Consider the following 21,112-nt stretch of genomic DNA (forward strand, 5'->3'; position numbering starts at 1 on the left):
CGAATAAGTGCGATGGTCGGGCGAGACCGGAAGACACAGGTAGCGAATGGGAATACCCGCTATCGAATGCGGATCGCATCCCACGCGTGGCGCTACGCCACGCCGGCGCTCGTCCTCGCGCCGGTCGCGTGGCCACTCTCGCCCCTCGCGGCGCTGGCGGCATTGGCGGCCGGCGCGCTCGCGCTCGTCTTCCACCGCGACCCCGAGCGCACGATCCCGGATTCCGGGGGCGTCGCCCCTGCCGACGGGCGCGTCTCGGTGGTCCGCCGTGAGGGCGACCGCCTGCGCGTCGGGGTCTACATGAACGTGCTGGACGTCCACGTCAACCGCGCGCCGCTCGCGGGCCGCGTCGAGTCGGTGACCCACTCGCCGGGCGCGAACCGGCCGGCGTTCTCGAAGGACTCGGACCGAAACGAGAAGGTGCGGATCGACTGCGGGGCGTTCACGGTGGTGCAGATCGCGGGCGCGTTCGCCCGCCGGATCCACCCCGACGTGGCGGCGGGCGACGAGATCGCTCGGGGCCAGCGGATCGGCCACATCAGCTTCGGGAGCCGCGTCGACGTGATCCTGCCTCCACACGTCGAGGTCGAGGACCTCGCGGTCGAGAAGGGTGAGACGGTGCGCGCCGGTGAAACGGTGTTCGTCGACGGCGCGGCCCTCGATCGCCACTGACGGTGGCTCCCTTCTACGGATTCGACTTACTCGGGGCTCCGGCCGAACGTGTCGAGCCGGGCGGCGAGCGCCTGGGCGACTCCGGAGAGCCGCGCGCCGCCCCAGACCGCGACCACCGCCGCGCCGACGGTGTCGAAGACGAGGTCGAGCATGGTGTCTTCGAGGCCGTACTGGGTGAGGATGCTCCCCGAGCCGAACGCTCCCGAGAGCCCACTGACGGCGAACTCGATCACCTCCCAGAGCACGCCGAAGGCGAGCACGAACAGGAAGATGAAGACCACCATGAATCCTTGCGGGAAGTGAACGTCGTCGCTGTGGACGTCGAGCGCCCGCACAGTGGCGTAGCCCGCCGCGGCGACCACCGACGCCGAGAGCGCGTGGGTGAGGTGGTCGTACCACCAGAAGGACTGATAGGGCGAGAGCGCGGTCCCCGGCAACCCCACCGAGCCGAAGGCGTGGAGGAACACCGCGCTCGTTATCCAGAGCGTGAGCCCCGCGTCCATCGGCAGCCCGAGGTCCCGCTGGAGGAGGCTGGGAAGCCGCGTCACCCCGATCGCGAGGAGGGTGTTGACGATCACCTTCGTGTTGCCTTCGAGGAGCCCCACCAGAAACATCCCAGCCAGACCGACCTCCATCGCGCGGGTGACCTGGCGCTGACGGCGTGTCGAGACCCCGAAGCGGTCACGGAGCCTCATCGTTTCGCCCCCGGAAACCGACTCGTGTGGACCCGCCGGCGGACGTACCCCTCGAAGACTATCCCGGCCCCGACGCCCGCGATGGTCGAAGCCACGAACTCCCACATCAACGCGGTTTCGGTCGTGAGAAAGCCCGTGCCCAAGTAGAGGCCGGCGAGCCAGCGAGTGAGCGCCCACACGCCCGCGGTCGCCATCGTGGTGAGGACGACGAACACCACCGCGAAGCGGTAGCTCATCTCGATCGCGGTGAACAGGTGGAGTTCGACCGCGATGATCAGCGCGAGCGCCGCGACCGAGACGTAGGTCGCGACGTTGCCGACGATCCCGGGGACGACCGCCCAGGCGAGCGTCGGGAAGGCGGCGACGGCCAGGATCTCCCACGGTACCATCGCCCGACGGTTCCGAAAGGAGACGGGCGGGAGCACCGCGACCGCGACGATGCCCACCGCGAACACCGCGCCGAGCACCTTCCCGCGGACCGTCGCTCCCGCTGCAACCACGACGACGGCGACCACCACCGCCCACGCGAGCCACGCGTTCGCTCGTTCGCTCTCGATGACCCGACCGAGGTCCGCCCGCGACATGGTCGGGGTTCATCGTCCGGGGATAAAGCGTCTCCCATCGGTCACGTCACGAGGTAGCCGACGGCGTAGGCGATCGAGGCCAGCGTCACCGCCGCCAGCCCGGTCACGACGGCGGCGAGCCGCCCGTCGTCGTTCCGACCGACTCCCGTCGACCGCCGGTTCGAAATCGCGGGTAGGCGGCTCGCGAGCGGTGCGGGGCCGACGACGCCGACCGCGAGCACGCTGAACACGAACGTGTGAGCGGAGTCGATCGTCGGGGCGGGAACGGCGAGCACCGCGGCGGCGTACGCGAAGCCGAGCGCCGCCCGGCCGTGGACGGCCCGCCGCACCGAGCGCCGCGTGAGCCAGCAGTAGACCGAGACCGCGAGCCAGAGCGTCGCGACTTCGACCCAGAACGCGCCCAGTAGATTCAGGGTCGGGTCGGCGGTGAACCCGACCCGGTGGGCCACGAGCGTGACGTCGAACGGGTAGAGCATCGCCGGCGGCTCGCCGGTGAGGAAGTCACCGAAGGGGTGGCTGAGCAGCCCGACGAGCGCGGCGACGGTCAGCGCCCGCGGCGCGAGCCCGCCGTAGCGCATCGTGGCCTCGGTGACCACGAGCCCCGCGAGCGCGAACACACCCATCACGAACCCACCGAGCGCCCCGCTCACCAGGGTCGCTACCGCGACCAGCCCGGCGAGAACGGTCACGGAGACGGCGTGCTCGCTGCGTGCTCGGTCGGCCGACAACCCGCCCGCGCGGCTCCAGCACCAGACCGCGAACGCCGCCACGCATCCCACGACCAGCGAGTGGGTGACGGCGCGGTGGACGAGCGTGCTCGCCGACCAGAAGCCCTCGGCCGCTCCCATCAGCCCGCCCGAACTCCCGAGGATCCCTACCGGTGCGTAGAGGATGTCGACGTCGGGCACCGTGGCGAACGCACCGGCCGCCGCACCGAGGGCGAGCGCCCGGCCTCGCGAACAGCCGAACAGCCGCGCGCCGCCCGCGACGAGGGCGAACGCGAGGGCCGCGTGACCGACGAACATAGTTCTCCGGACGGGGTTCGAGGGGATAAATCACGCGTGCGATACGTTCGACCGGCTCACGCGTGAGCCGAGGCTCTCGACGAGCCGGATCGTGGGCGGGCGACCCTCGTCAGGCGGCGAGGCTCGGGCCGAACGAGGGGTGGAGTACCTCGTAGTCCCCACCGTTGTCGACCCCGATCACCGCCCAGTCGTAGTCGGGGGTCGCATCGAGGAGGCGTTCACGGAGGGCGGCGGCGCTCTCCTTCCACGCGACGAAACATCGGAGGTTGCCGGAGTCCGGCAGCGCCGTCGAGTCGTCGGCGGCGGTCACGTGCACGACGCGCCACTTGCGTTCGGCCCGCAGGCCGTCGTCGTCCTCCGAGACGGTGTAGCCGAGGTCGGCGAAGATCGATCTGGCCTCCTCGGACGGGGTCGTGGTAACAGTCCCCATGAGCCAGCACTACGATAGCGGTCGTGATAAGTGTTCGCGTGGGGTGGGATCCGGGCGGTCACTCGTGGGCGGCGTCCCACTCGTCGGGTTTCTTGATGTTGGCACAGCCGTTGCACTTGATCCGCCCCATCGCGTCCATCGCGTTGTCGAAACTGGCGCAGTTGCTACAGAAGTAGCCCCACCGGTTCTCGCCGGCTTCGTCGGCGTACGCGGCGAAGAACGGTCCCTTCGACCCCCGTTCGGCCTCCGTGCGGTCGACGTAGAGGGTCCGCCCGCCGGCGGTCGTCGTCGCGTCCATGTCCCGATCCGGACCCCGACGTTCAAGTGACTGGTGGGTTCGCCCGTTCGCTGGATAGAAAGATTGAGGCCACCGGCCCCACTGGGTTCGGGGGATGAGTCTGGTCGTCGTGCCGGTTCGGTATCCGTTGAGCGAACACTCCCGCCGAACGCTCCGGACCGCGATCGACGTCGCCGAGGAGCGCGACGCCAACCTCAGCGTGCTCCACATCGACCTCTATCAGGCGAGCCAACGGGTCACCCAGGCCGAGCTGAAGCGCGCGGTCGAACGCGAGTTCGGCCGGCTCCCGAACGCACGCTACGCGGTTCGGACGGGCTTCCTCGTCGAGGAGACCATCCTCGACGAAGTCGCCACCGAGGGAGCCGACGTCGTGGTGATCGGCCGAAAGCAGACCAGCCGGTGGCGGCGGATGATACGGCGGGTCACCGACGAACCCGACGTCGCCCGGTTCCTCCGGAACCAGCTCGACTGCGACGTCGTCACCGCCCCGCGAAAGGAGTGATCGGTCGTGGACGCATCGGCCGTGGACGAGCTACTGTAGCCCGCCGGGACCGCCGGGGTCGCCAGGGCTGCGTCCCCCATCGCGGAACCGCGGCTCGTCGTCCTCGTCGAACACCACGTGGGTGTGCGGGTAGGGGAACTCCACGCCCGCCCCGCCGAACGCCTCCCAGACGTTCTCCTGCACCCCCGAGCGCACTGTCAGGAGTTTGTATGGTTCCTTCACCCAGTAGCGGAGGGTCAACAACACGCCGTTGTCGGCGAACTCGTTGATGTAGCACGTCGGCGCGGCGGGATAGCGTGCGCTCCCGATCCGGATGTCCGGCCCGCCGCGGATCACGCTGTCGACGTCGCGGGCCGAGCGCTCGATCAGGTCGCGCGCCACATCGAGGTCGCCCTCGTAGGTCACGAGGATGTCGAGCGAGAGCCTGGTCCGTGGGTCCTCGGCCGAGTAGTTGATCACGTCGCGCTCGCGGATCGTGCCGTTCGGGATCACGAGGAAGGTGTTGTCGAGCGTGAAGATCTTGGTGTACTGGAAGGTGATGTCCTCGACGAACCCCCGCGTCCCCTCGTCGGTGTCGACGATCTCGATCATGTCGCCGATCTCGTAGGACTGGTCGGTGAGGACGAACAGCCCGCTCACGAACCCACCGAGGATCGGCGAGATCACGACCGCGACCGCCGCCGTGAGCACCGTCACCGAGAGGAAGATGTTGTCGAGCCCCACGCCGAGGAAGCCCGCCGCGATCAGGAGCGCGAAGAACATCACGACGGCGCGTATCGTCCGCAGGACCGCTCGACTCACGCTGGGTCGACGGAACCGACGGGCGACACGGCGACCGAGGAGCTCGACGAGCCGCTTCGAGCCGTACCACGCGAGGACGAGCACGACGACCGCGAGCACCAACTGGATCGTCCACGGGGGAACCCAGCCCGGCAGCAGCTCCTGGAAGAAGTCGACGGTCTGCTCGGAACCCTGCTGGAGGCTGCTCGAGTTGTTCTCCTCGGTGGCGTTCGTGACCGCCGTCGGGAGGCCCGTCTGCAGCACCGCCGACAGTACCCAGCTCATCACGACTCCCGCCTCCATACCCTCGGCAACCTGTCGTAGCGAAAAAGGGTTGCGAAACCCACCTTTTGGGCCCCACCTTTTGCTGCGCTCACTTCGTTCGCTGGCAAAATGTGGATCAAAAGCGCTGAGCGCTCCCGTTGGTCGCGCTTGCGCCCGCTCACTCACTTCGTTCGTTCGCGGTAGGACCACTGACACCTCCGCAACCGCACGGCACCGCAGAAGCCCTCGCACTCCCTTCGGTCGTGCTCGCCCTTCATCCTCCAGGCCCGCACCGCTCCCGCAACGGCACCAGCACCGCGCCGCACCGCTCCGCCGCGCCGCCACGGCCCGGTCGCTGTGTGCTGAGAGCCATCGACCGCTCTCATCGTGACGAGTGCTGACGTGCTACGCTCCGGCAAAACGGTCGCGGAAAGTCGGGTTTTTGCGTCTCCAACGGCGACCGAGAGCCAGTGACAGAAACGGGAGGAGGATCCCTGAACCTCTTCAAAAACAGGGAATTCGTTGCATTGGCAAGCACCGCGTTCGCGCGGAGCCAGGCCTACTCCACCATCCTGATCGCGCTCGCGCTCTATGCGGACCTCTTCCAGACCTCGGGCACCGTCGAGGGGCTGTTCGGGACGGCGTTCGCGCTGATCCAGCTCATCGTCGTCCTCCCGCTCGGTCGGCTGGTCGACACCCACAACGCCAAACACTTCCTGCTGGCCGGGCTGGGTGTCAACGTCCTCGCGTTCGTCGGGTTCGCGCTCGTCGGCAACGCGACCGACGTGATCCTCGTCCGGATCCTCCAGGGAGCGGGTGCGAGCCTCCTCTGGATCACCGGCTCGGCGGTGGTCGGCGAACTCAGCCCCGACGCCGAGCGCGGCCGGTGGCTCGGGACCTACAACCAGGTCGCGGCGTTCTCGAGCCTCGCGGGCGACGTCGTCGGTGGCTTGCTCCTGTTCACGTACGGCTTCACGCTCACCTACGCGGTGCTCTCGCTGGTCACGGTCCTCGCGACCCTCACCGTCTTCGCCTACCTCCGGGACAATCCCGGTGGGAAAACCGACCCCGAGGAAGCCACCGGGACCGAAACCCTCCGGACCCTCCTCGACCGGACCGCGGTCCGCGCGCTCGTGGTCTTCCGATTGGGCTTCGGCTTCGGCAAGATGGCCGTCATCACGTTCCTCCCGATCTACGCCCACACCGAGTTCGGGATGAACCCGCTGTTCGTCGCGGCGATCCTCGCCGGCGGCAAACTCACCAAGACCCTCTTTCAGGGTGTCGTCGGTGGCTACACCGACCGCGTCGGGCACAAACACCACTTCGTCGTGGCGGGCGCGCTGGTCTACGCGGTCGGCACCGCGATGATCCTCTTCGCGGGGAGCGCAACTGGAGTCCTCCCCGGCGTTTCGTTCACGGCGTTCGGCGAGTCGGTCCGGCTCGCACCGGCCTTCTTCGTGCTGTTCGCCGCCTACGCCGTGATCGGCGTGGCCGACAGCCTCCGGCTCCCGGCGAGCATGGCGCTGTTCGTCGAGGAGGGCGAGCACTTCGGTGCGGTCGCCGCGAGCCTCTCGCTCCGCTCGGTCGCCTGGAAGGTTGGCGAGGTGATCGGCCCGTTCACCGTCGGCGTGCTCTGGGACGCCACCTCGGTGTTCGTCGCCTTCTTCGTCGCCGCCGGCCTCATCGTCGTCGCCACCGGCGTCTTCGTCACGCTCTACAGCGTCGACCCGACACCCGCGCGGAGTCCGGTTCCCAGCGACTGAGACGGTCCCCACCCGGGTCACGCCTGGTCGACGACTTCCCTACCGGATCCCGTCGTCACCGCCGTTCGCGTCGATACCCGTACGTTTAAACGGCTGACTGACCGAATAGTCAACGTGACTGCCGAACTCATGAAACCGCTCCTTGAGACCGACCGACCGCCCGAACGTGGGGTGGTCGGATGAGATTGTTCGAGACCGACCGACGGGTGCTCACCCTCGCGTTCGCGCGGATGGCGGACTCGATCGGGAACTCCTTTCTGATCATCGTTCTGCCGCTCTACATCGGGAGCGGCGTCGTCACCGGCCAGACGTTCGGCCTAGGCGTCGCGCTGGTCACGGGGATCATCCTCTCGGCGTTCGGGTTCTTCAGCACCGCCCTCCAGCCGATCGCGGGCTACCTCTCCGACCGCACCGGCAGCCGCCGGATCTTCATCGTGGTCGGACTGGTGATCCTCACGGTCGCGAACTTCGTCTACTCGCTCGCCGATAGCTACGCGCTGATGCTCGTGATCCGCGGGCTCCAGGGTATCGGCGTCGCGATCACGATCCCGTCGACGGTCGCGCTGGTCAACGAGGTCACCACGGACGACTCGCGCGGCGGCGACATGGGCATTTTCAACACCTTCCGGTTCGTGGGCTTCGCCGCCGGACCGATCCTCGCCGGAAGCGTCGTCAACGGCGGCCCCTATCAGGTCGTCGGCCTCGCGATGACGGGCTTCGAGGCCGCCTTCTACATCGCGGCCCTCGGCTCGCTGATCGGCGCGGTGCTCATCATGCTGTTCGTCGAGGACCCCCACCCCGACGAACAGGACGCGGAGGCGGGCAGCGACCTCGGGTTCGCGGTCTTCGACCACGACCACGACACCCTGATCGACCCCGTCTTCGCGCTCGGGCTCGCGCTCCTCACCGTGGCGATCGGCATCGCGCTGATCGAACCGCTCCAGACGGACATCAACAACCACCTCGACCAGGGCGCACAGCTGTTCAGTATCGAGTTCTCCGCGTTCATCGTGGCGCAGGTGTTCCTCCAGACGCCGATCGGCACCGCGAGCGACCGCTACGGCCGCCGACCCTTCATCCTCGGCGGACTGATCGTGCTCGTGCCGGCGATGCTCGCCCAGGGCCTCGTGACGACCCCGATCGGGATGATCGCCACGCGACTCGTCCAGGGCGCGGCGGCCGCGACCGCCTTCGCGCCCGGCTTCGCGCTCGCTGGCGACATCGCCCAGGGCGGGAACTCCGGGACCACCTTCTCGGTGTTGACGATGGCCTTCACGCTCGGGACCGCGATCGGCCCGCTGCTCGCGGGCTACCTCATCAGCTTCGGCTACGTCGTCCCGTTCGCCTTCGGGGCCGTCCTCTCGGCGCTCGGCGCGCTCCTCGTCTACTCACAGGTCGAGGAGACCCACGCGACCACCGCCGGAACTCCGGGCGGCGGGCAACCGACGAGCCAGGACTGAGCCCGGTCAGAACAGGTCTTCTGCGACGAGCCGGTCGATCGCTTTCCGAAGCCGTTCCTCGCTGTTCGCGTACGAGAACCGCGCGTAGCCGGGCGTCCCGAACGCGCTGCCGGGTACCGTGGCGACGTGGGCGTCGTCGATCGCGGCCTCACACCACGCGGAGTCGTCGCCTCGCGGCTCGCTTTGCTCGCCGTTCGGCTGTTCCGAGGCGCGTTGCGCCTCGCTATCCTCGCCGACCGGCACCATCATGTAGAACGCCCCCTCGGGGGCCGACACTTCGACCCCGTGGTCGGCGAGCAGGTCTACGAGGAGGTCGCGGCGCTCCTCGAAGGCCTCGGCCATCTCCACCACTGCATCGTCGGTGTTCCGGATGGCCTCGACTCCGGCGCGCTGGGTGAAGTTCGCGGCCGAGGAGACCGAGTGCGACTGGACCTTGCTCGCCTGGGAGATCAGGTTCTCGGGCGCGGCGAGGTAGCCGAGCCGCCAGCCGGTCATCGAGTAGGCCTTCGAGAAACCGTTGATCGTCACTGTACGGCTCCCCATCCCATCGAGGCTTCCGAGGCTCACCGGGTCGACGCCGTAGGTGATCTCCTTGTAGATCTCGTCGGAGATAACGGTGATGTCGTGTTCGACCGCGAGGTCGCGGACGCCACGGAGCGCCTCGTCCGAGAACACCGCGCCCGAGGGGTTCGACGGCGAGTTCACGACGAGCAACTCCGTTTCGTCCGAGACCGTCTCGGTGAGTTCGGGGAGCGCGGGTTCGAGCTGGAAGTCGTGCGCCGCGAGGTCGACCCGCGAGAGCGACCCGCCGGCGAGCTTCACCATCGCCTCGTAGGAGACCCACGCGGGGTCGAGCAGGCAGACCTCGTCCCCGCCGTCGATGAGGCTCTGGAAGGTCTCGAAGAGCGCCTGCTTGCCGCCCGGCGTGACGATGACGTCGTCGGCCGTGTAGTCGAGCCCATCACCCTGGAGCTTCTCGGCGATCGCCTCGCGGAGTTCGGGCACGCCGTTCGTGGGCGCATAACCTGTGTAGCCCGCGTCCATCGCGTCCTTTCCGGCCTCGACGACGTTTTCGGGGGTGGGGAAGTCGGGCTCGCCGACGCTGAGGTCGACCACGTCGACCCCGTCGGCTTCGAGTTCGCTCGCGGCGTCGCTGATCGCGAGGGTGGCGCTCGGCTCGACGCGCTCGACGCGGTCGGCGAAGTTCATGCTCATGCCAGGGCCTCCAGTTGGTCGAGCGCGCTGTCGACGGCTTCGGCACCCTTGCCGGTCCGCTCGCGCGCCTCCGCCATGCTCATGTCGGGCCCCAAGATCCCGAGCGAGACGGGGGTGTCGCGGTCGAGGCTCACGTCCATCAGTGCTTGCGCGGCCGTTCGGACGATGACGTCGTCGTGGTCGGTGTCGCCCGAGACCACCGCACCGAGCACACAGACGGCCTCGATGGCGTCCTTCCGGGCGAGGCGGTCGGCGGCGAGCGGGGTGTCGTACGCACCCGGTACCGGTATCGTCTCCCCGATCTCGGCCCCACGGTCGTCGGCGGCCCCGCGCGCGCTCCGTTCCATCTCCGCGGCGAGTTCGTCGTAGAACTGCGCGATAACCAATCCCAAACTGGGCATACTCGCCGGGTCGCGAGCGCCCCTCAAAGACCTACCGCTCCAGTCCCACGTGGCGCGAAGCTGCTGAGACCGGGACACGCGATCGTTTCAAACCGAAACAAGCAGAACGATTGCCTGTTATTTACTTGTATGCCAACCGTTCGGACGAACGGGATTCGGACGTACTACGAGGACTCTGGTGACGGCCCGCCGGTCGTGTTTCTCCATGGTGCGATGAGTGACCACCGAATCTGGGCTGAACGGATGCAACCGCTCGCTACCGACTATCGGATCGTTGTCTACGACCTCAGAGGCCACGGCCGAACCGGCGGCTCCGAACGTAACTCTTACTCGATCGATCTGTATGCCGAGGACCTTCACGCGCTCGTCGAAGCTCTGAATCTCGATCGACCGGCGGTCTGTGGTCTCTCGCTGGGCGGGATGATCGCACAGGCGTATGCGGCCAACTATCCGAACGAAATCAGTGCGTTGTGTACGTTCGGGACACGCACGCCGACCATTCTGTCGCGCGGGGAGTGGGTCGAGCGCCGAGGGACCCCGAAACTCGCGGATGCGCTCTCCCCTTTCCTTGACCCGAATCGTCTCTGGAACGTACTGGACAAGTACTATGAATGGCGATACGGGGAGGAGGCGATCGGCGACCTCGAAGCGGCGGAACGGCTCCAGCGAAGCCACGCTGCGGAGTTCCCCGAGGTACGTGAAGAGGAGTTGGCGAAGATAGACGACGTGCTCGCGTCGTATCCGTCGGTCTCCCTCGACCACTCGTCGATCACCGTTCCATCGTTGCTCATGTACGGGGAACGAGAGACGGAGAGCGCTATCCGTCACGCCGGATACATGGCAACCGAGATTCCCGACGCCGAGGCGCGTGGGATACCGAACGCCGGCCACAACTCACACGTCGACAATCCAGAGTTCATCATCGAGTCGCTTCGTGAGTTCTTCGCAACGGCTGTCGAGTGACGGCCGGCGACCCCAAACGAAACACTCCTATTCCACCCCCGAGGTCCAACGGGCATGGCATCGACCGACGGCACCGCCTCCCGTCAGCGTGCCGGCCGCGGCCGTCGCGTCGTCTTCGCCGTCGTCACCATCGCCCTCCTCGGACTCCTCGCCCGACTCGCCTTCCTCGGCGACCGCACCGCCCACTGGGACGAGGCTCGCGTCGCCTACTGGACGCTCCACTACCTCGATACTGGCCTCTTCGAGTACCAGCCCATCATTCACGGGCCGTTCCTCCAACAGGTCAATCGAGCGGTGTTCGCGGTGCTCGGCCCGAACGACTTCACGATGCGGCTGGTCGTCGCGCTCCTCGGCGCTGGCCTCCCGCTCGTCGCGCTCTGCTTTCGCGAGCGCCTCTCGGGGGTCGAAATCGTCGCGCTCGCCGGCTTCCTCGCGTTCGATCCGCTCGTGCTCTACTACTCGCGGTTCATGCGAAGCGACCTCCCGCTCGCGGCCTTCGCGCTCCTCGCGCTCGGCTGCTTCGTCCGTGCGCTCGATACCCGAAAACCGCGCTCCCTCCACGCCGGCGTGCTCGCGTTCGCGCTCGCAGTCACCACCAAGGAGTACGTCCTCGTCTACGTCGTGACGTGGCTCGGCGCGCTCGTACTCCTCGCCGACCATCGACTGTTCGGTCGCGGTCTCCCGACCGACTGGCGGGGGCGGTTCCGCGGGCACATCCGATCGGCCCGACCGGCGCTCCGACGCTGGCTCCCCCACCTCCTCGCGAGCTTCGTGGCGTTTCTCGTCGTCGTGATCTACTTCTACGCCCCGCGGACCGGCCCGAACGGCGGTCCGGGGTTCGACGACCTCTTCGCCGATCCGACGGTGCTGCCGGCGGTGGTCGGCGAGGCGACCATCGGGTCGTGGCAGACCTTCGTCTCGCTCTGGGTCGGCGGCGGCCACCAGGACCACGCCTACCTCCCGTTCCTCGGGAGCGCCGCCGAGACCCTCTTCGTCGGCTCGGGCGCGCTGGCGGTGCTCTCGGTGGTCGGCTTCCTCGTCGACCGCTACGCGGACGACGGCCCGCGCGACCTCGTCGCCTTCTGTTTCTACTGGGGATTCGTCAGCGTGCTCGGCTATCCCATCATCGCCGACATCGCCGCGCCCTGGACGGTCCTCCACGCCGTGGTCCCGCTCGCGGTGCCGGCGGCGGTCGGGGTGGGCGCGCTCTATCGCCGAGGCTACACGGCGCTCGCCAGCGAGAACCGCCCCGCCGTCGCCGCGGTCGCGATAGCTGTACTGCTCGTCGTCGGTCAGATAGGGTTCGTCGCCACCACAGACGTCTACCTCGACGACCAGTCCGACGCCAACCCCCTCGTGCAGTACGCCCAGCCCGCGAGCGACCTCCATCCCGCACTCCACGAGATGGAGTCGGTGAGCGCCGCGAATTCGGGGACCGACGTTCTGCTCTACGGCGACTTCCTCGTCGCCAACACCACCGGCACCCGCGAGCCCGGCTGTTCGGAGTGGTTCAACGTCCTCCCGCTCCCGTGGTACTTCGAGGCCGAGGACGTGCGCGTCGCGTGCGCCCGGAACGGCTCGGCGTTCGAGTCGGCGATGAACCGGAGCCATCCGCCGGTCGTGGTGAGTCTCAGTTCGGATGCCGACTCGCTTGAGCCCCGGCTCGCCGGCTACGAGGCCTATCCCGAGGTCATCCGGACGCAGGACACCAGCCGGACCAACATCACGGTCTTCGTCGAGGAGCCCGCAGCGAACGCGAGCGATACGCCTTAATCCCGTGCGTCGAAACCCGGAGCCATGAAACTCAGCACCCCCGGTCCAGTGGTCGGCGTCGTCGGCGGCGGGCAGCTCGGTCGGATGCTCGGCGAGGCCGCCGGCCCGCTCGGCGTCGAACTGGTCGCGAGCGACCCGACGCCCGACCCGCCCGCGAGCCCCGTGGTGAGTGAGACCGTCGAGGGGGACTTCGACGACGCCGAAACCATCGACGAACTCGCCGAACGCGCCGACGTCCTGACCTACGAGATCGAACTCGCCGACCCCGACCGGCTCGAACGTGCGAGCGAGAAGTACGATATCCCCGTCCATCCCGCCCCCGAAACCCTCCGGACGATCCAGGACAAACTCGTCCAGAAGCGCCGCCTCGGCGAGGCCGGCATCCCGGTGCCCGAGTTCCGCGCGGTCGAGAGCGCCGACGACCTCCGCGAGGCCCTCGACGACCTCGGCTATCCGGGGATGCTCAAGGCCCGCGAGGGAGGCTACGACGGCCGTGGGAACGTCCCCGTCGACTCGCCCGAGGACGTCGAGGAAGCGTTCGCGGCGATCGACGGCCCGGCGATGATAGAGGAACACGTTCCGTTCGACCGCGAACTCTCGGTGATCGGCGTCCGAGGGGAGGGCGAGCATCGGGTGTTCACCCCGGGTGAGAACGTCCACGAGGCGGAGATCCTCCGCGAGACGGTGATCCCGGCACGGGTCTCCGACGAGATTCGTGAACGCGCGAAAGCCGTCGCACGCGACGTCCTCGACTTTTTGGATGGACGTGGTGTGTTCGGCATCGAACTCTTCGAGACAAACGGGGAGATCTCGGTCAACGAGATCGCGCCCCGGCCCCACAACTCCGGGCACTGGACCATCGAGGGCGCGCGGACTTCCCAGTTCGAACAGCACATTCGGGCCGTGCTCGGCTGGCCGCTCGGCGCGACCGACACCCGTGAGACGACGGTCATGAAGAACTTCCTCGGGGACGTCGAGGAGCCGAAACCCGCCGCACTCGACGGGATCGAGGCCATCCTCGAAGACCCCGCCGCGAACGTCCACTGGTACGGTAAACGCGAGGCGCGCCCGCTCCGAAAGATGGGCCACGTCACGCTGACCGACGGCGAGCGCTCGCCCGACGACCTGCTCACGCACGCTCGCGACCTCGTGGACGCGACGACGTTTCGCTGAATCGGGCGAGGGTTAATCCCGTACCGCGGCGAGTGGGTCGTATGACCCCACGGGACGTGAACCGCGACGAGATCGAACGTCGGCGCGACCGCCTCGTCGAGCGGTTCGGCGACGCGCCCGTGGTCGAGCGCCACGACACGCCGGCACCCGACGTCTTCGAGGAGTGGATCGAGCTCTCCGGGACCGGCTACATCGGGAGCGCCTACGCCCTCGTCAGGCGACCGCCCGAGATGCTTCCCTCGCTCACAGAGTCGATGGCGGTGGATGGGAAGGAGCGCGAGCGCGTGCTGTTGATACTCGGCCGCGGCGGGTCGAACTGGAGCGTTCCGGGTGGCGGCCAGGAGGACGAGGAGACGATGGCGGAGACCGTACTGCGGGAAGTCGAAGAAGAGGTCGGCATCGACATCTCCCTCACCGAGATTGGCCATATTCGCCACGAGATCGCCACCTGTGAGGGCTACGACGAGCGCCTCCACGTCCTCCGGGTGTTCTTTCGGGCCGACTACGAGAGCGGTTCGATCACGATTCAATCCAGTGAGTTGAACGGGGCGGTGTGGTTCGCCGATCCGCCGGAACCGGAGCGGCTGTCGCCCTCGACACGTCGACTGCTCGACGGCTGGCGAACGGCGTAGCGCACCGCCGACCGTCGCGCGACCGCAACGGCGAAGACCCGCCGACCGCATCCCCTCGCATGGCCGACGACATCGACGCGCTGATCGACGAGCTGTACGAGGAAGCCGACGAGGGCCGACCCGAGGCAGAGACGCCCGACGTGGGGATAATCATGGGCTCGGACTCCGACCTCGACACGATGGCCGGGGCGTACGAAGCGCTCTTCGACCTCGGATTTTCCGAGGTGACTGTGGACGGAACTCCCGAAAACCGATTCACCTTCGAGAGTTACGTCGTCTCCGCCCATCGAACGCCCGAGCTGATGTACGCCTACGCCGAGACCGCCGCCGACCGCGGGCTCTCGGTCATCATCGCGGGCGCGGGCGGGAAGTCCGCCGATCTCCCGAACATGACCGCCTCGATCGCGTTCCCGGTGCCCGTGATCGGGGTGCCAGTGCAAGAGAAGTCCGTGGATTCGGTGATCGGGATGCCGACCGGCGCGCCCATCGTCGCGGTCGACGCCGGAAAGTCCTACAACGCGGGTCTCTCGGCGGTCCAGGTCCTCGCGAGCGAACACGACGAGCTCGCGGAACGGCTCGTCGAGTATCACGACGACCTCGTGAGCGGGGTCGCGGACGTCTCGCGGGCGCTCCACGACCGGGGGATCGAGGGCTTCCGCGAGCGCGACGAATAGCCGGTCGAACGTGGGATGCGACCGGGTTTCGGGCCGAGATCGGTGGGAAAGAATCAATCCTTATATGAGTGGGTTCCCAAGCCCGAACACGAGACAGACCACATGAATCAATGGATAGCCGTCGGGGCGCTGGCGCTGGTCGCGATCGTCATCCCGCTGTCGTTCATCGTGATATCGAGCCTGTTGCGACCCAGCGTTCCCGAACAAGGAAAGACCGCGGTCTACGAGTCGGGCGAGGTCCCGACCGGCGACACCCGGATCCGGTTCAACATCCAGTACTACATGGTCGCGTTGCTGTTCCTCGTCTTCGACATCGAGACGGTCCTGATCTTCCCCTGGACCGTCATCTACCGCGACGCGGTCGCGGAGTTCGGGCTGGCCTCGACCCTCGGCCCGATGCTGGTGTTCATCGCGGTGCTCGTGCTCGGGCTCGCGTGGGCGTGGCGCAACGGCGCGGTCGAGTGGGTCCGTAACGAACAGCCGAACACCCAACGGACACGACAATGAGTAGCGACAACCAGACCACGACGCCGGACGTACAGACGACCCAGGAGGCGCGGATGGGTGGCGGCACCGACAACCGATTCAACTCCAAGCTCCGCGAGACGTTCGGTGCCTCGCCGTTCATCCTCACGAAGTTCGACTCGTTCATGAACTGGGTGCGTGGCTCCTCGATGTTCATGCTCCAGTTCGGCATCGCCTGCTGTAGCATCGAGATGATGCACACCTACGCCGTGAAACACGACCTCGACCGGTTCGGCTCGGGCGTGCCGCGGGCCTCGCCGCGCCAGGCCGACGTCATCATCGTTCCTGGGACGATCGTCTCGAAGTTCGCCCCGCGGATGAAGCGGGTCTACGACCAGATGCCCGAACCCAAGTTCGTGGTCTCGATGGGATCGTGTACGATCTCGGGCGGACCGTTCCAGCAGGGATACAACGTCGTCAAGGGTGTCGAGCAGGTCCTCCCCGTCGACATCCACGTCCCCGGCTGCCCGCCGCGCCCGGAGGCGCTGGTCTACGGTGTCGCCAAGCTCCAGGAACGCATCACGAACGGCGAGTCCGCGCCGGTGACGGTGAAGCCCTACGAGCTCGAACGGTTCGGCGACCTCGAACGCGACGAGCTCATCCAGAAGCTCGCCGACGACATCGACGAGGAGACCCTCGTCATGCGGTACAACTGGGCTGATTCGCCATGAGTTTGGAACGACCCGAACGGTCGAGCCACGTCGGCGCGACCGAGGACGGCCTCGACTACGACGCGCTCGCGGAGCTCCTCGGCGACACGGTCGTGAGTCGCGAGAGCCACCTGAACGCGGAGGCGTTCGTGGTCCGGCCCGACGAGGTCCAGAACGCACTGTTCGCGCTCCGGGACGAGGCGGGCTTCGACCACCTCTCGAACGTCTCGGCCCAGGAGTACGCCGACCGCTACGAGAGCATCTACCACCTGAAGAAGTTCGCCGACCCCACCCAGGAGGTCTCGGTGGTGGTACCCGCGGCGAAGGACGACCCCGTGAGTCAGACCGCGGTGCCGGTCTACGCGGGCGCGGACTGGCACGAGCGCGAGGCCTACGACCTCGTCGGGATCCGCTACGAGGGCCACCCCGACCTCCGACGGATCCTGCTGCCCGAGACCTGGCAGGGGCACCCGTTGGGGCTCGACTACGACCAGGACGAACCCCAGGTCGTCACCCTCGAATCCCACGCCAACCCGCTCGAAGAGGACCACCGCGAGGACGGTGCGGACACGATGTTCCTCAACATCGGGCCCCACCACCCCGCGACCCACGGCGTGCTCCACGTCGAGACGGTGCTCTCGGGCGAGCAGGTCGCCCACATCGAGCCGGACATCGGCTACCTCCACCGCTGTGAGGAGCAGATGTGCCAGACGAAAACCTACCGCCACCAGATCATGCCCTACCCCGACCGGTGGGACTACGTCTCCGCCGGGCTCCTCAACGAGTGGGCCTACGCGCGAACCGCCGAGGACCTCGCCGGTCTGGAGGTCCCGGAGTACGCCCAGGTCATCCGGACGATGGGCGCGGAGCTCTGTCGGACCGCGGCCCACCTCCTCGCGCTCGCGACGTTCGCGCTCGACGTCTACGGCGAGTTCACCGCGACGTTCATGTACGCCTTCCGCGACCGCGAGATCGTCGAGGGGATCCTCGAAGACCTCACGGGGCAGCGCCTGATGTTCAACTACTTCCGGCTCGGCGGGGTCGCGTGGGACCTCCCGGAGCCCCGCGAGGAGTTCTTCGAGAAGATCCGGGACTTCCTCGACGGGATGCCCGCGAAGCTCGACGAGTACCACGACCTCATCACCTCGAACGAGCTGTTCCAGCTCCGGTGTGTCGACACCGGGGTGCTCGACACCGAGACTGCGAAACAGTACGGCGCGACGGGGCCGGTGGGCCGCGCCTCGGGTGTGGACTACGACGTCCGGCGCGACGATCCATACGGGTACTACCCCGAACTCGACTGGGACGTCATCACCGCGACCGAGGGCGACAACTACGCCCGCGTGCTCTGCCGGATGCAGGAGGTCGAGCAGTCGGCGCGGATCATCGGACAGTGTGTCAACCTCCTCGAAGACTGGCCCGAGGACGACCGCGAGGTCCAGTCGAACGTGCCGCGAACCCTCCGGCCCGACGAGGACACCGAGATCTACCGCGCGGTCGAGGGCGCGAAGGGCGAACTCGGGATCTACATTCGGGCCGACGGCACCGACAAACCCGCCCGGTTCAAGATCCGAAGCCCGTGCTTTTCGAACCTCCAGACCCTGCCCGCGATGGCCGAGGGCGGGTACGTCCCCGACCTGATCGCGGCGCTGGCGAGCATCGACATCGTGCTCGGCGAGGTCGATAGATGAGGTCCGGCGTCCTCCTCCAGCAGGGCAACGCGACCAACGCCACGAACGCGACGAACGCCTCCGCGGGCGCGAGCGGCGGCACGACGTTTCCCGAGCTCCTGAGTCAGACCCTGGGGTTCGGTCCCAACCCCGACCCGGGTCTCCAGTTCCTCTTCGGACTCGTGGGCGCGGCGCTGATCTCGGTGCTCTTCCTCTCGGTCGTCGCGGTCGCGGGGATCTGGGGCAAACGGAAGATCACGGCGGCGTTCACCGACCGTATCGCGGTCAACCGGATCGGGCCGTTCGGCCTCCTGATCGTGGTCGCCGACGCGGTCCGGCTCCTCTCGAAGGAGGTCATCATCCCCGACGGTGCCGACCGGCCGGGCTTCGACATCGGACCGATGCTCGTGCCGTTCTCGGCGATCCTCGGCTTCGCGGTGATCCCGCTCGGCACCAACCTCCAGCTCGCCGACCCCGAGACGGGCTTCGTCTTCGTCTTCGCGGCCTCGTCGCTCGCCTCGCTCGGTCTCCTGCTCTCGGGCTACTCCTCGAACAACAAGTACTCGCTTCTCGGCGGGCTCCGCGCGCTCGCCCAGAACCTCGCCTACGAGATCCCGCTCGTGGTGACGGCGGCCTCGGTGGTGCTGTTCGCCGGCACCCTCCAGATGAGCGAAGTGGTCGCCGTCCAGGCCGAACCGCTGTTCACGGTCGCCGGGGTCTCGATCCCGTCGTGGTTCGCGTTCGTGAACCCGTTCGCGTTCGTGCTGTTCATGATCTCGAACCTCGCCGAGGTCGGCCGGAACCCCTTCGACACGCCGGAAGCGCCCGGCGAGCTCGTCGCGGGGTTCATGACGGAGTACTCGGGTGCGTACTTCGTCCTGCTCTACCTCGGGGAGTTCCTCCACATCTTCCTCGGCGGGGCCATCGTGGCGACGTTGTTCCTCGGTGGACCCGCCGGGCCGGTACTGCCGGGGATCGTCTGGATGCTCATCAAGATCCTCGCGGTCTACCTGTTCACCCAGTGGATGCGCTCGGCCATCCCCCGGATCCGGATAGACCAGCTGATCCAGATCGGCTGGAAGGGCCTGCTCGTGATGAGTTTCGCCAACCTCGTGCTCACGGCCGTTATCGTGGGACTGATCGCGTAATTACAGACCAATGATAGGAATCCTCAAATCGATGGCGACGACGATGAAACACGCGCTCGACGGCGAGACCTTCACCGTCGAGTACCCGGACGTCCCACCCGAGGTCAGCCCGCGATTCCGCGGGATCCACAAGTTCAGCCAGGAGCGCTGTATCTGGTGTCGCCAGTGCGAGAAGGTCTGTCCGAACGACACGATCCAGATCGTCCAGGACGACCAGCGAAACGGCGAGCAGTACAACCTCCACATCGGTCAGTGCATCTACTGCCGCCTCTGTGAGGAGGTCTGCCCCGTCGACGCGATCATCCTGACACAGAACTTCGAGTTCACCGGGGACACCAAGGACGACCTCGCGCTCAACAAGGAGCAGCTGAAGAACGTGCCGTGGTACAAGGATATCGACCCGCTCGAATCACGCGAACCCGATCGCGGTGTCTGGATCGGTGACGGCGAAGGCGAAGTCGATTACCAGTAATCATACGTCGCGCGGTGCGAGGTCGACCGAAGCGAGGGCGGTCTTTTTCATCCACGTTTTTGCCGTGAGTGGTTTCGAAGCGAGCGAACGCGAGCGAGAAATCCCGAACGGGAAAAAGGTGGGGTCACGAGGACATCGACCCGCTCAAGTCCCGTGAACCCGACCGCGGAGTCTGGATCGGTGACGGTGAAGGCGAAGTCGATTACCAGTAACTCGTCCGACGGATCCGATCCCGGGATCGGCTAAATTTCCGTCGGGAGAACCTCTCAACCCAACGGAGATAGAGTTATATACATCCCGGATGAGTCTGGACACAGATACCGATGAGTGGATCCGAAACGGACGATCCGACGATAAGCGAGGAATCGGTGACGGAAGAGGAGTTCGCGACGTTCGTTGCGGAGTCCTCGACTCGAACCGCGGTTCTAACCCGACTCGTGGACGGTCCGGCCCCGGCGAGCGAGATCGCGGAAAACCGCTCAGCAAGCGTTGCTGGCACCGAGACCAACACCGCAAGCGTGAGCGCTTCAAGCGCCGAGAACGCAGCAGAAGAGCTCTATGACCGGGGGCTGGTCGAACTGCTCGAGACCGACGAAATGACTGCGTACTGTCTGACGGCGCGTGGTGAGCGCGTAGCGTTCACGCTCAAAGAGCAGGGCGAGATCTGAAGAGAACGGCTCAGTTCTCGGGGCCGGTCTCGTAGTCGCCGCCGTACCGGATGAAGAAGTACGCGAGCCCCAGCGTCGAGAGCATGAGGCTCATCGCGGCGATCCCGAGGTTCTTCGCGCTGTTCGGGACCGTCAGCCCGGGGCCGCCACCGCCGCTCGACCCGCCGCCCTCCTGGACGATGACGGTGCCGACCATGCCGACCTCCTCGTGAGGCGCGCAGTGATAGGGGAACTCGCCGGCCTCAGGGAAGGTGTGGCTGAAGGTGATGTCGTCGCCGTCCTCGGGGTCACCGGAGTCGAAGGCCCCGTCGTCAGCGACGACGTTGTGCGCGCCACCCTGACCGGTCCACTCCCAGGTCACGGTGGTTCCGGGTGCGATGGTGAGCTCCTCGGGGTCGAACGAGAGTCCCGAACCCGAACCCACTGCCACCGTCTCCCCGCCGCCCGAACTGTTCCCCTCCTGTGCCGCGGCCGTGCCGGTCGCGCCGGCGACGGCCGCCGTCCCCCCGGCGGCCCGGAGGAACCCGCGTCGGCTCACCGGCGCATCGGCGTCGGTCGCATCCATACCCCGGATCCGTGTCGATCCATACTGAACATTACGGTGTCATCGGCCGGTCCGTCGACCTCGGGTCGTCCCACGAGCGCGTTCGATGGGGAGGGACGTATTCCATGCAC

The 21,112-nt window shown here is 67.3% G+C and carries 24 protein-coding genes; 15 read left to right on the forward strand and 9 right to left on the reverse strand.

The features are described 5' to 3' along the window. Window positions 1-66: 66 nt before the first annotated feature. Complete coding sequence (locus D3261_RS04785; protein ID WP_120069610.1) at window positions 67-672, forward strand: protein sorting system archaetidylserine decarboxylase; 606 nt, start codon at window positions 67-69, stop codon at window positions 670-672. Window positions 673-698: 26 nt separating this feature from the next. Here D3261_RS04785 and D3261_RS04790 read toward each other — a convergent pair whose 3' ends face one another. From D3261_RS04790 to D3261_RS04810, 5 genes are all read right to left on the reverse strand, one after another. After that, complete coding sequence (locus D3261_RS04790; protein WP_120069612.1) at window positions 699-1,367, reverse strand: hypothetical protein; 669 nt, start codon at window positions 1,365-1,367, stop codon at window positions 699-701. After that, a complete protein-coding gene (locus tag D3261_RS04795; RefSeq protein WP_120069615.1) occupies window positions 1,364-1,951 on the reverse strand; it encodes a hypothetical protein in 588 nt (195 codons plus the stop codon). Before D3261_RS04795 ends, D3261_RS04790 begins: the two co-directional genes overlap by 4 nt. A 41-nt stretch (window positions 1,952-1,992) precedes the next feature. Continuing rightward, window positions 1,993-2,976, reverse strand: a complete 984-nt coding sequence (locus D3261_RS04800) for a metal-dependent hydrolase (RefSeq protein ID WP_120069617.1) — start codon at window positions 2,974-2,976, stop codon at window positions 1,993-1,995. Window positions 2,977-3,085: 109 nt separating this feature from the next. Beyond that, on the reverse strand, window positions 3,086-3,406 hold the full coding sequence (locus tag D3261_RS04805) for a hypothetical protein (protein WP_120069620.1): 321 nt from the start codon (window positions 3,404-3,406) through the stop codon (window positions 3,086-3,088). Window positions 3,407-3,464: 58 nt separating this feature from the next. Then, the gene (locus D3261_RS04810; RefSeq protein WP_120069623.1) at window positions 3,465-3,704 is read right to left on the reverse strand and encodes a DUF5816 domain-containing protein; all 240 of its coding nucleotides are present in this window, start codon (window positions 3,702-3,704) and stop codon (window positions 3,465-3,467) included. Between the two features lie 94 nt (window positions 3,705-3,798). On the opposite strand from D3261_RS04810, the gene D3261_RS04815 reads away from it, so the two are divergent. Continuing rightward, window positions 3,799-4,206: a universal stress protein gene (locus tag D3261_RS04815; RefSeq protein WP_120069626.1), complete on the forward strand. Its 408-nt coding sequence runs from the start codon at window positions 3,799-3,801 to the stop codon at window positions 4,204-4,206. 30 nt (window positions 4,207-4,236) lie between these two features. Here D3261_RS04815 and D3261_RS04820 read toward each other — a convergent pair whose 3' ends face one another. Then, entirely contained in the window at window positions 4,237-5,289 is a 1,053-nt protein-coding gene (locus tag D3261_RS04820; protein WP_120069628.1) for a mechanosensitive ion channel family protein, read from the reverse strand. A 431-nt stretch (window positions 5,290-5,720) separates the two neighbouring features. Here D3261_RS04820 and D3261_RS04825 point away from each other — a divergent pair, with 431 nt between their 5' ends. Continuing rightward, on the forward strand, window positions 5,721-7,013 hold the full coding sequence (locus D3261_RS04825) for an MFS transporter (protein ID WP_120069631.1): 1,293 nt from the start codon (window positions 5,721-5,723) through the stop codon (window positions 7,011-7,013). 179 nt (window positions 7,014-7,192) lie between these two features. Continuing rightward, window positions 7,193-8,473 (forward strand): MFS transporter, encoded by a 1,281-nt coding sequence (locus D3261_RS04830; RefSeq protein ID WP_120069634.1) that lies wholly within the window; start codon window positions 7,193-7,195, stop codon window positions 8,471-8,473. A gap of 6 nt (window positions 8,474-8,479) precedes the next feature. Here D3261_RS04830 and D3261_RS04835 read toward each other — a convergent pair whose 3' ends face one another. After that, the gene (locus tag D3261_RS04835) at window positions 8,480-9,682 is read right to left on the reverse strand and encodes a pyridoxal phosphate-dependent aminotransferase (RefSeq protein WP_120069637.1); all 1,203 of its coding nucleotides are present in this window, start codon (window positions 9,680-9,682) and stop codon (window positions 8,480-8,482) included. Window positions 9,683-9,684: 2 nt separating this feature from the next. Next, the gene (gene ribH, locus D3261_RS04840; protein WP_120069639.1) at window positions 9,685-10,089 is read right to left on the reverse strand and encodes a 6,7-dimethyl-8-ribityllumazine synthase; all 405 of its coding nucleotides are present in this window, start codon (window positions 10,087-10,089) and stop codon (window positions 9,685-9,687) included. 129 nt (window positions 10,090-10,218) lie between these two features. On the opposite strand from ribH, the gene D3261_RS04845 reads away from it, so the two are divergent. The 11 genes from D3261_RS04845 (at window position 10,219) to D3261_RS04900 (ending at window position 20,437) form a co-directional block, all read left to right on the forward strand. Further along, a complete protein-coding gene (locus D3261_RS04845) occupies window positions 10,219-11,052 on the forward strand; it encodes an alpha/beta fold hydrolase (protein ID WP_120069642.1) in 834 nt (277 codons plus the stop codon). Window positions 11,053-11,106: 54 nt separating this feature from the next. Then, the gene (locus D3261_RS04850; RefSeq protein WP_120069645.1) at window positions 11,107-12,825 is read left to right on the forward strand and encodes a flippase activity-associated protein Agl23; all 1,719 of its coding nucleotides are present in this window, start codon (window positions 11,107-11,109) and stop codon (window positions 12,823-12,825) included. 24 nt (window positions 12,826-12,849) lie between these two features. Continuing rightward, complete coding sequence (locus tag D3261_RS04855; protein ID WP_120069648.1) at window positions 12,850-13,998, forward strand: 5-(carboxyamino)imidazole ribonucleotide synthase; 1,149 nt, start codon at window positions 12,850-12,852, stop codon at window positions 13,996-13,998. A gap of 41 nt (window positions 13,999-14,039) precedes the next feature. Beyond that, the gene (locus D3261_RS04860) at window positions 14,040-14,630 is read left to right on the forward strand and encodes an NUDIX domain-containing protein (protein ID WP_120069649.1); all 591 of its coding nucleotides are present in this window, start codon (window positions 14,040-14,042) and stop codon (window positions 14,628-14,630) included. A 59-nt stretch (window positions 14,631-14,689) separates the two neighbouring features. Beyond that, window positions 14,690-15,304, forward strand: a complete 615-nt coding sequence (purE, locus tag D3261_RS04865) for a 5-(carboxyamino)imidazole ribonucleotide mutase (protein WP_120069652.1) — start codon at window positions 14,690-14,692, stop codon at window positions 15,302-15,304. A 102-nt stretch (window positions 15,305-15,406) separates the two neighbouring features. Further along, window positions 15,407-15,811 carry an NADH-quinone oxidoreductase subunit A gene (locus tag D3261_RS04870; RefSeq protein WP_120069654.1) on the forward strand — a complete coding sequence of 135 codons (405 nt, stop codon included), beginning with the start codon at window positions 15,407-15,409 and terminating at the stop codon, window positions 15,809-15,811. Then, window positions 15,808-16,500, forward strand: coding sequence for an NADH-quinone oxidoreductase subunit B (locus tag D3261_RS04875; protein WP_120069657.1), 693 nt, complete (start codon window positions 15,808-15,810; stop codon window positions 16,498-16,500). Before D3261_RS04870 ends, D3261_RS04875 begins: the two co-directional genes overlap by 4 nt. After that, window positions 16,497-18,170: an NADH-quinone oxidoreductase subunit D gene (locus D3261_RS04880; RefSeq protein ID WP_120069660.1), complete on the forward strand. Its 1,674-nt coding sequence runs from the start codon at window positions 16,497-16,499 to the stop codon at window positions 18,168-18,170. Before D3261_RS04875 ends, D3261_RS04880 begins: the two co-directional genes overlap by 4 nt. Continuing rightward, window positions 18,167-19,297, forward strand: coding sequence for a complex I subunit 1 family protein (locus D3261_RS04885; RefSeq protein WP_120069663.1), 1,131 nt, complete (start codon window positions 18,167-18,169; stop codon window positions 19,295-19,297). The genes D3261_RS04880 and D3261_RS04885 overlap by 4 nt, the downstream gene beginning before the upstream one ends. 10 nt (window positions 19,298-19,307) lie before the next feature. After that, complete coding sequence (locus tag D3261_RS04890) at window positions 19,308-19,769, forward strand: NADH-quinone oxidoreductase subunit I (protein WP_120069666.1); 462 nt, start codon at window positions 19,308-19,310, stop codon at window positions 19,767-19,769. Window positions 19,770-20,092: 323 nt separating this feature from the next. Then, window positions 20,093-20,437, forward strand: coding sequence for a hypothetical protein (locus D3261_RS04900; protein ID WP_120069669.1), 345 nt, complete (start codon window positions 20,093-20,095; stop codon window positions 20,435-20,437). Window positions 20,438-20,447: 10 nt separating this feature from the next. Here D3261_RS04900 and D3261_RS04905 read toward each other — a convergent pair whose 3' ends face one another. Then, window positions 20,448-21,002, reverse strand: coding sequence for a plastocyanin/azurin family copper-binding protein (locus D3261_RS04905; protein ID WP_120069672.1), 555 nt, complete (start codon window positions 21,000-21,002; stop codon window positions 20,448-20,450). Window positions 21,003-21,112: the final 110 nt, after the last annotated feature.

The organism is Halococcus sp. IIIV-5B (assembly GCF_003602035.1).
GTDB lineage: Archaea > Halobacteriota > Halobacteria > Halobacteriales > Halococcaceae > Halococcus > Halococcus salsus.

Excerpts from the sequence above, each read along its gene's own strand:
- D3261_RS04785 (WP_120069610.1), top strand. The coding sequence starts at position 67 with ATGCGGATCGCATCCCACGCGTGGCGCTACGCCACGCCGGCGCTCGTC.
- D3261_RS04790 (WP_120069612.1), bottom strand. The coding sequence starts at position 1,367 with ATGAGGCTCCGTGACCGCTTCGGGGTCTCGACACGCCGTCAGCGCCAG.
- D3261_RS04795 (WP_120069615.1), bottom strand. The coding sequence starts at position 1,951 with ATGTCGCGGGCGGACCTCGGTCGGGTCATCGAGAGCGAACGAGCGAAC.
- D3261_RS04800 (WP_120069617.1), bottom strand. The coding sequence starts at position 2,976 with ATGTTCGTCGGTCACGCGGCCCTCGCGTTCGCCCTCGTCGCGGGCGGC.
- D3261_RS04805 (WP_120069620.1), bottom strand. The coding sequence starts at position 3,406 with ATGGGGACTGTTACCACGACCCCGTCCGAGGAGGCCAGATCGATCTTC.
- D3261_RS04810 (WP_120069623.1), bottom strand. The coding sequence starts at position 3,704 with ATGGACGCGACGACGACCGCCGGCGGGCGGACCCTCTACGTCGACCGC.
- D3261_RS04815 (WP_120069626.1), top strand. The coding sequence starts at position 3,799 with ATGAGTCTGGTCGTCGTGCCGGTTCGGTATCCGTTGAGCGAACACTCC.
- D3261_RS04820 (WP_120069628.1), bottom strand. The coding sequence starts at position 5,289 with ATGGAGGCGGGAGTCGTGATGAGCTGGGTACTGTCGGCGGTGCTGCAG.
- D3261_RS04830 (WP_120069634.1), top strand. The coding sequence starts at position 7,193 with ATGAGATTGTTCGAGACCGACCGACGGGTGCTCACCCTCGCGTTCGCG.
- D3261_RS04835 (WP_120069637.1), bottom strand. The coding sequence starts at position 9,682 with ATGAACTTCGCCGACCGCGTCGAGCGCGTCGAGCCGAGCGCCACCCTC.
- ribH (WP_120069639.1), bottom strand. The coding sequence starts at position 10,089 with ATGCCCAGTTTGGGATTGGTTATCGCGCAGTTCTACGACGAACTCGCC.
- D3261_RS04845 (WP_120069642.1), top strand. The coding sequence starts at position 10,219 with ATGCCAACCGTTCGGACGAACGGGATTCGGACGTACTACGAGGACTCT.
- D3261_RS04850 (WP_120069645.1), top strand. The coding sequence starts at position 11,107 with ATGGCATCGACCGACGGCACCGCCTCCCGTCAGCGTGCCGGCCGCGGC.
- D3261_RS04855 (WP_120069648.1), top strand. The coding sequence starts at position 12,850 with ATGAAACTCAGCACCCCCGGTCCAGTGGTCGGCGTCGTCGGCGGCGGG.
- D3261_RS04860 (WP_120069649.1), top strand. The coding sequence starts at position 14,040 with ATGACCCCACGGGACGTGAACCGCGACGAGATCGAACGTCGGCGCGAC.
- purE (WP_120069652.1), top strand. The coding sequence starts at position 14,690 with ATGGCCGACGACATCGACGCGCTGATCGACGAGCTGTACGAGGAAGCC.
- D3261_RS04870 (WP_120069654.1), top strand. The coding sequence starts at position 15,407 with ATGAATCAATGGATAGCCGTCGGGGCGCTGGCGCTGGTCGCGATCGTC.
- D3261_RS04875 (WP_120069657.1), top strand. The coding sequence starts at position 15,808 with ATGAGTAGCGACAACCAGACCACGACGCCGGACGTACAGACGACCCAG.
- D3261_RS04880 (WP_120069660.1), top strand. The coding sequence starts at position 16,497 with ATGAGTTTGGAACGACCCGAACGGTCGAGCCACGTCGGCGCGACCGAG.
- D3261_RS04885 (WP_120069663.1), top strand. The coding sequence starts at position 18,167 with ATGAGGTCCGGCGTCCTCCTCCAGCAGGGCAACGCGACCAACGCCACG.
- D3261_RS04890 (WP_120069666.1), top strand. The coding sequence starts at position 19,308 with ATGATAGGAATCCTCAAATCGATGGCGACGACGATGAAACACGCGCTC.
- D3261_RS04900 (WP_120069669.1), top strand. The coding sequence starts at position 20,093 with ATGAGTGGATCCGAAACGGACGATCCGACGATAAGCGAGGAATCGGTG.
- D3261_RS04905 (WP_120069672.1), bottom strand. The coding sequence starts at position 21,002 with ATGGATGCGACCGACGCCGATGCGCCGGTGAGCCGACGCGGGTTCCTC.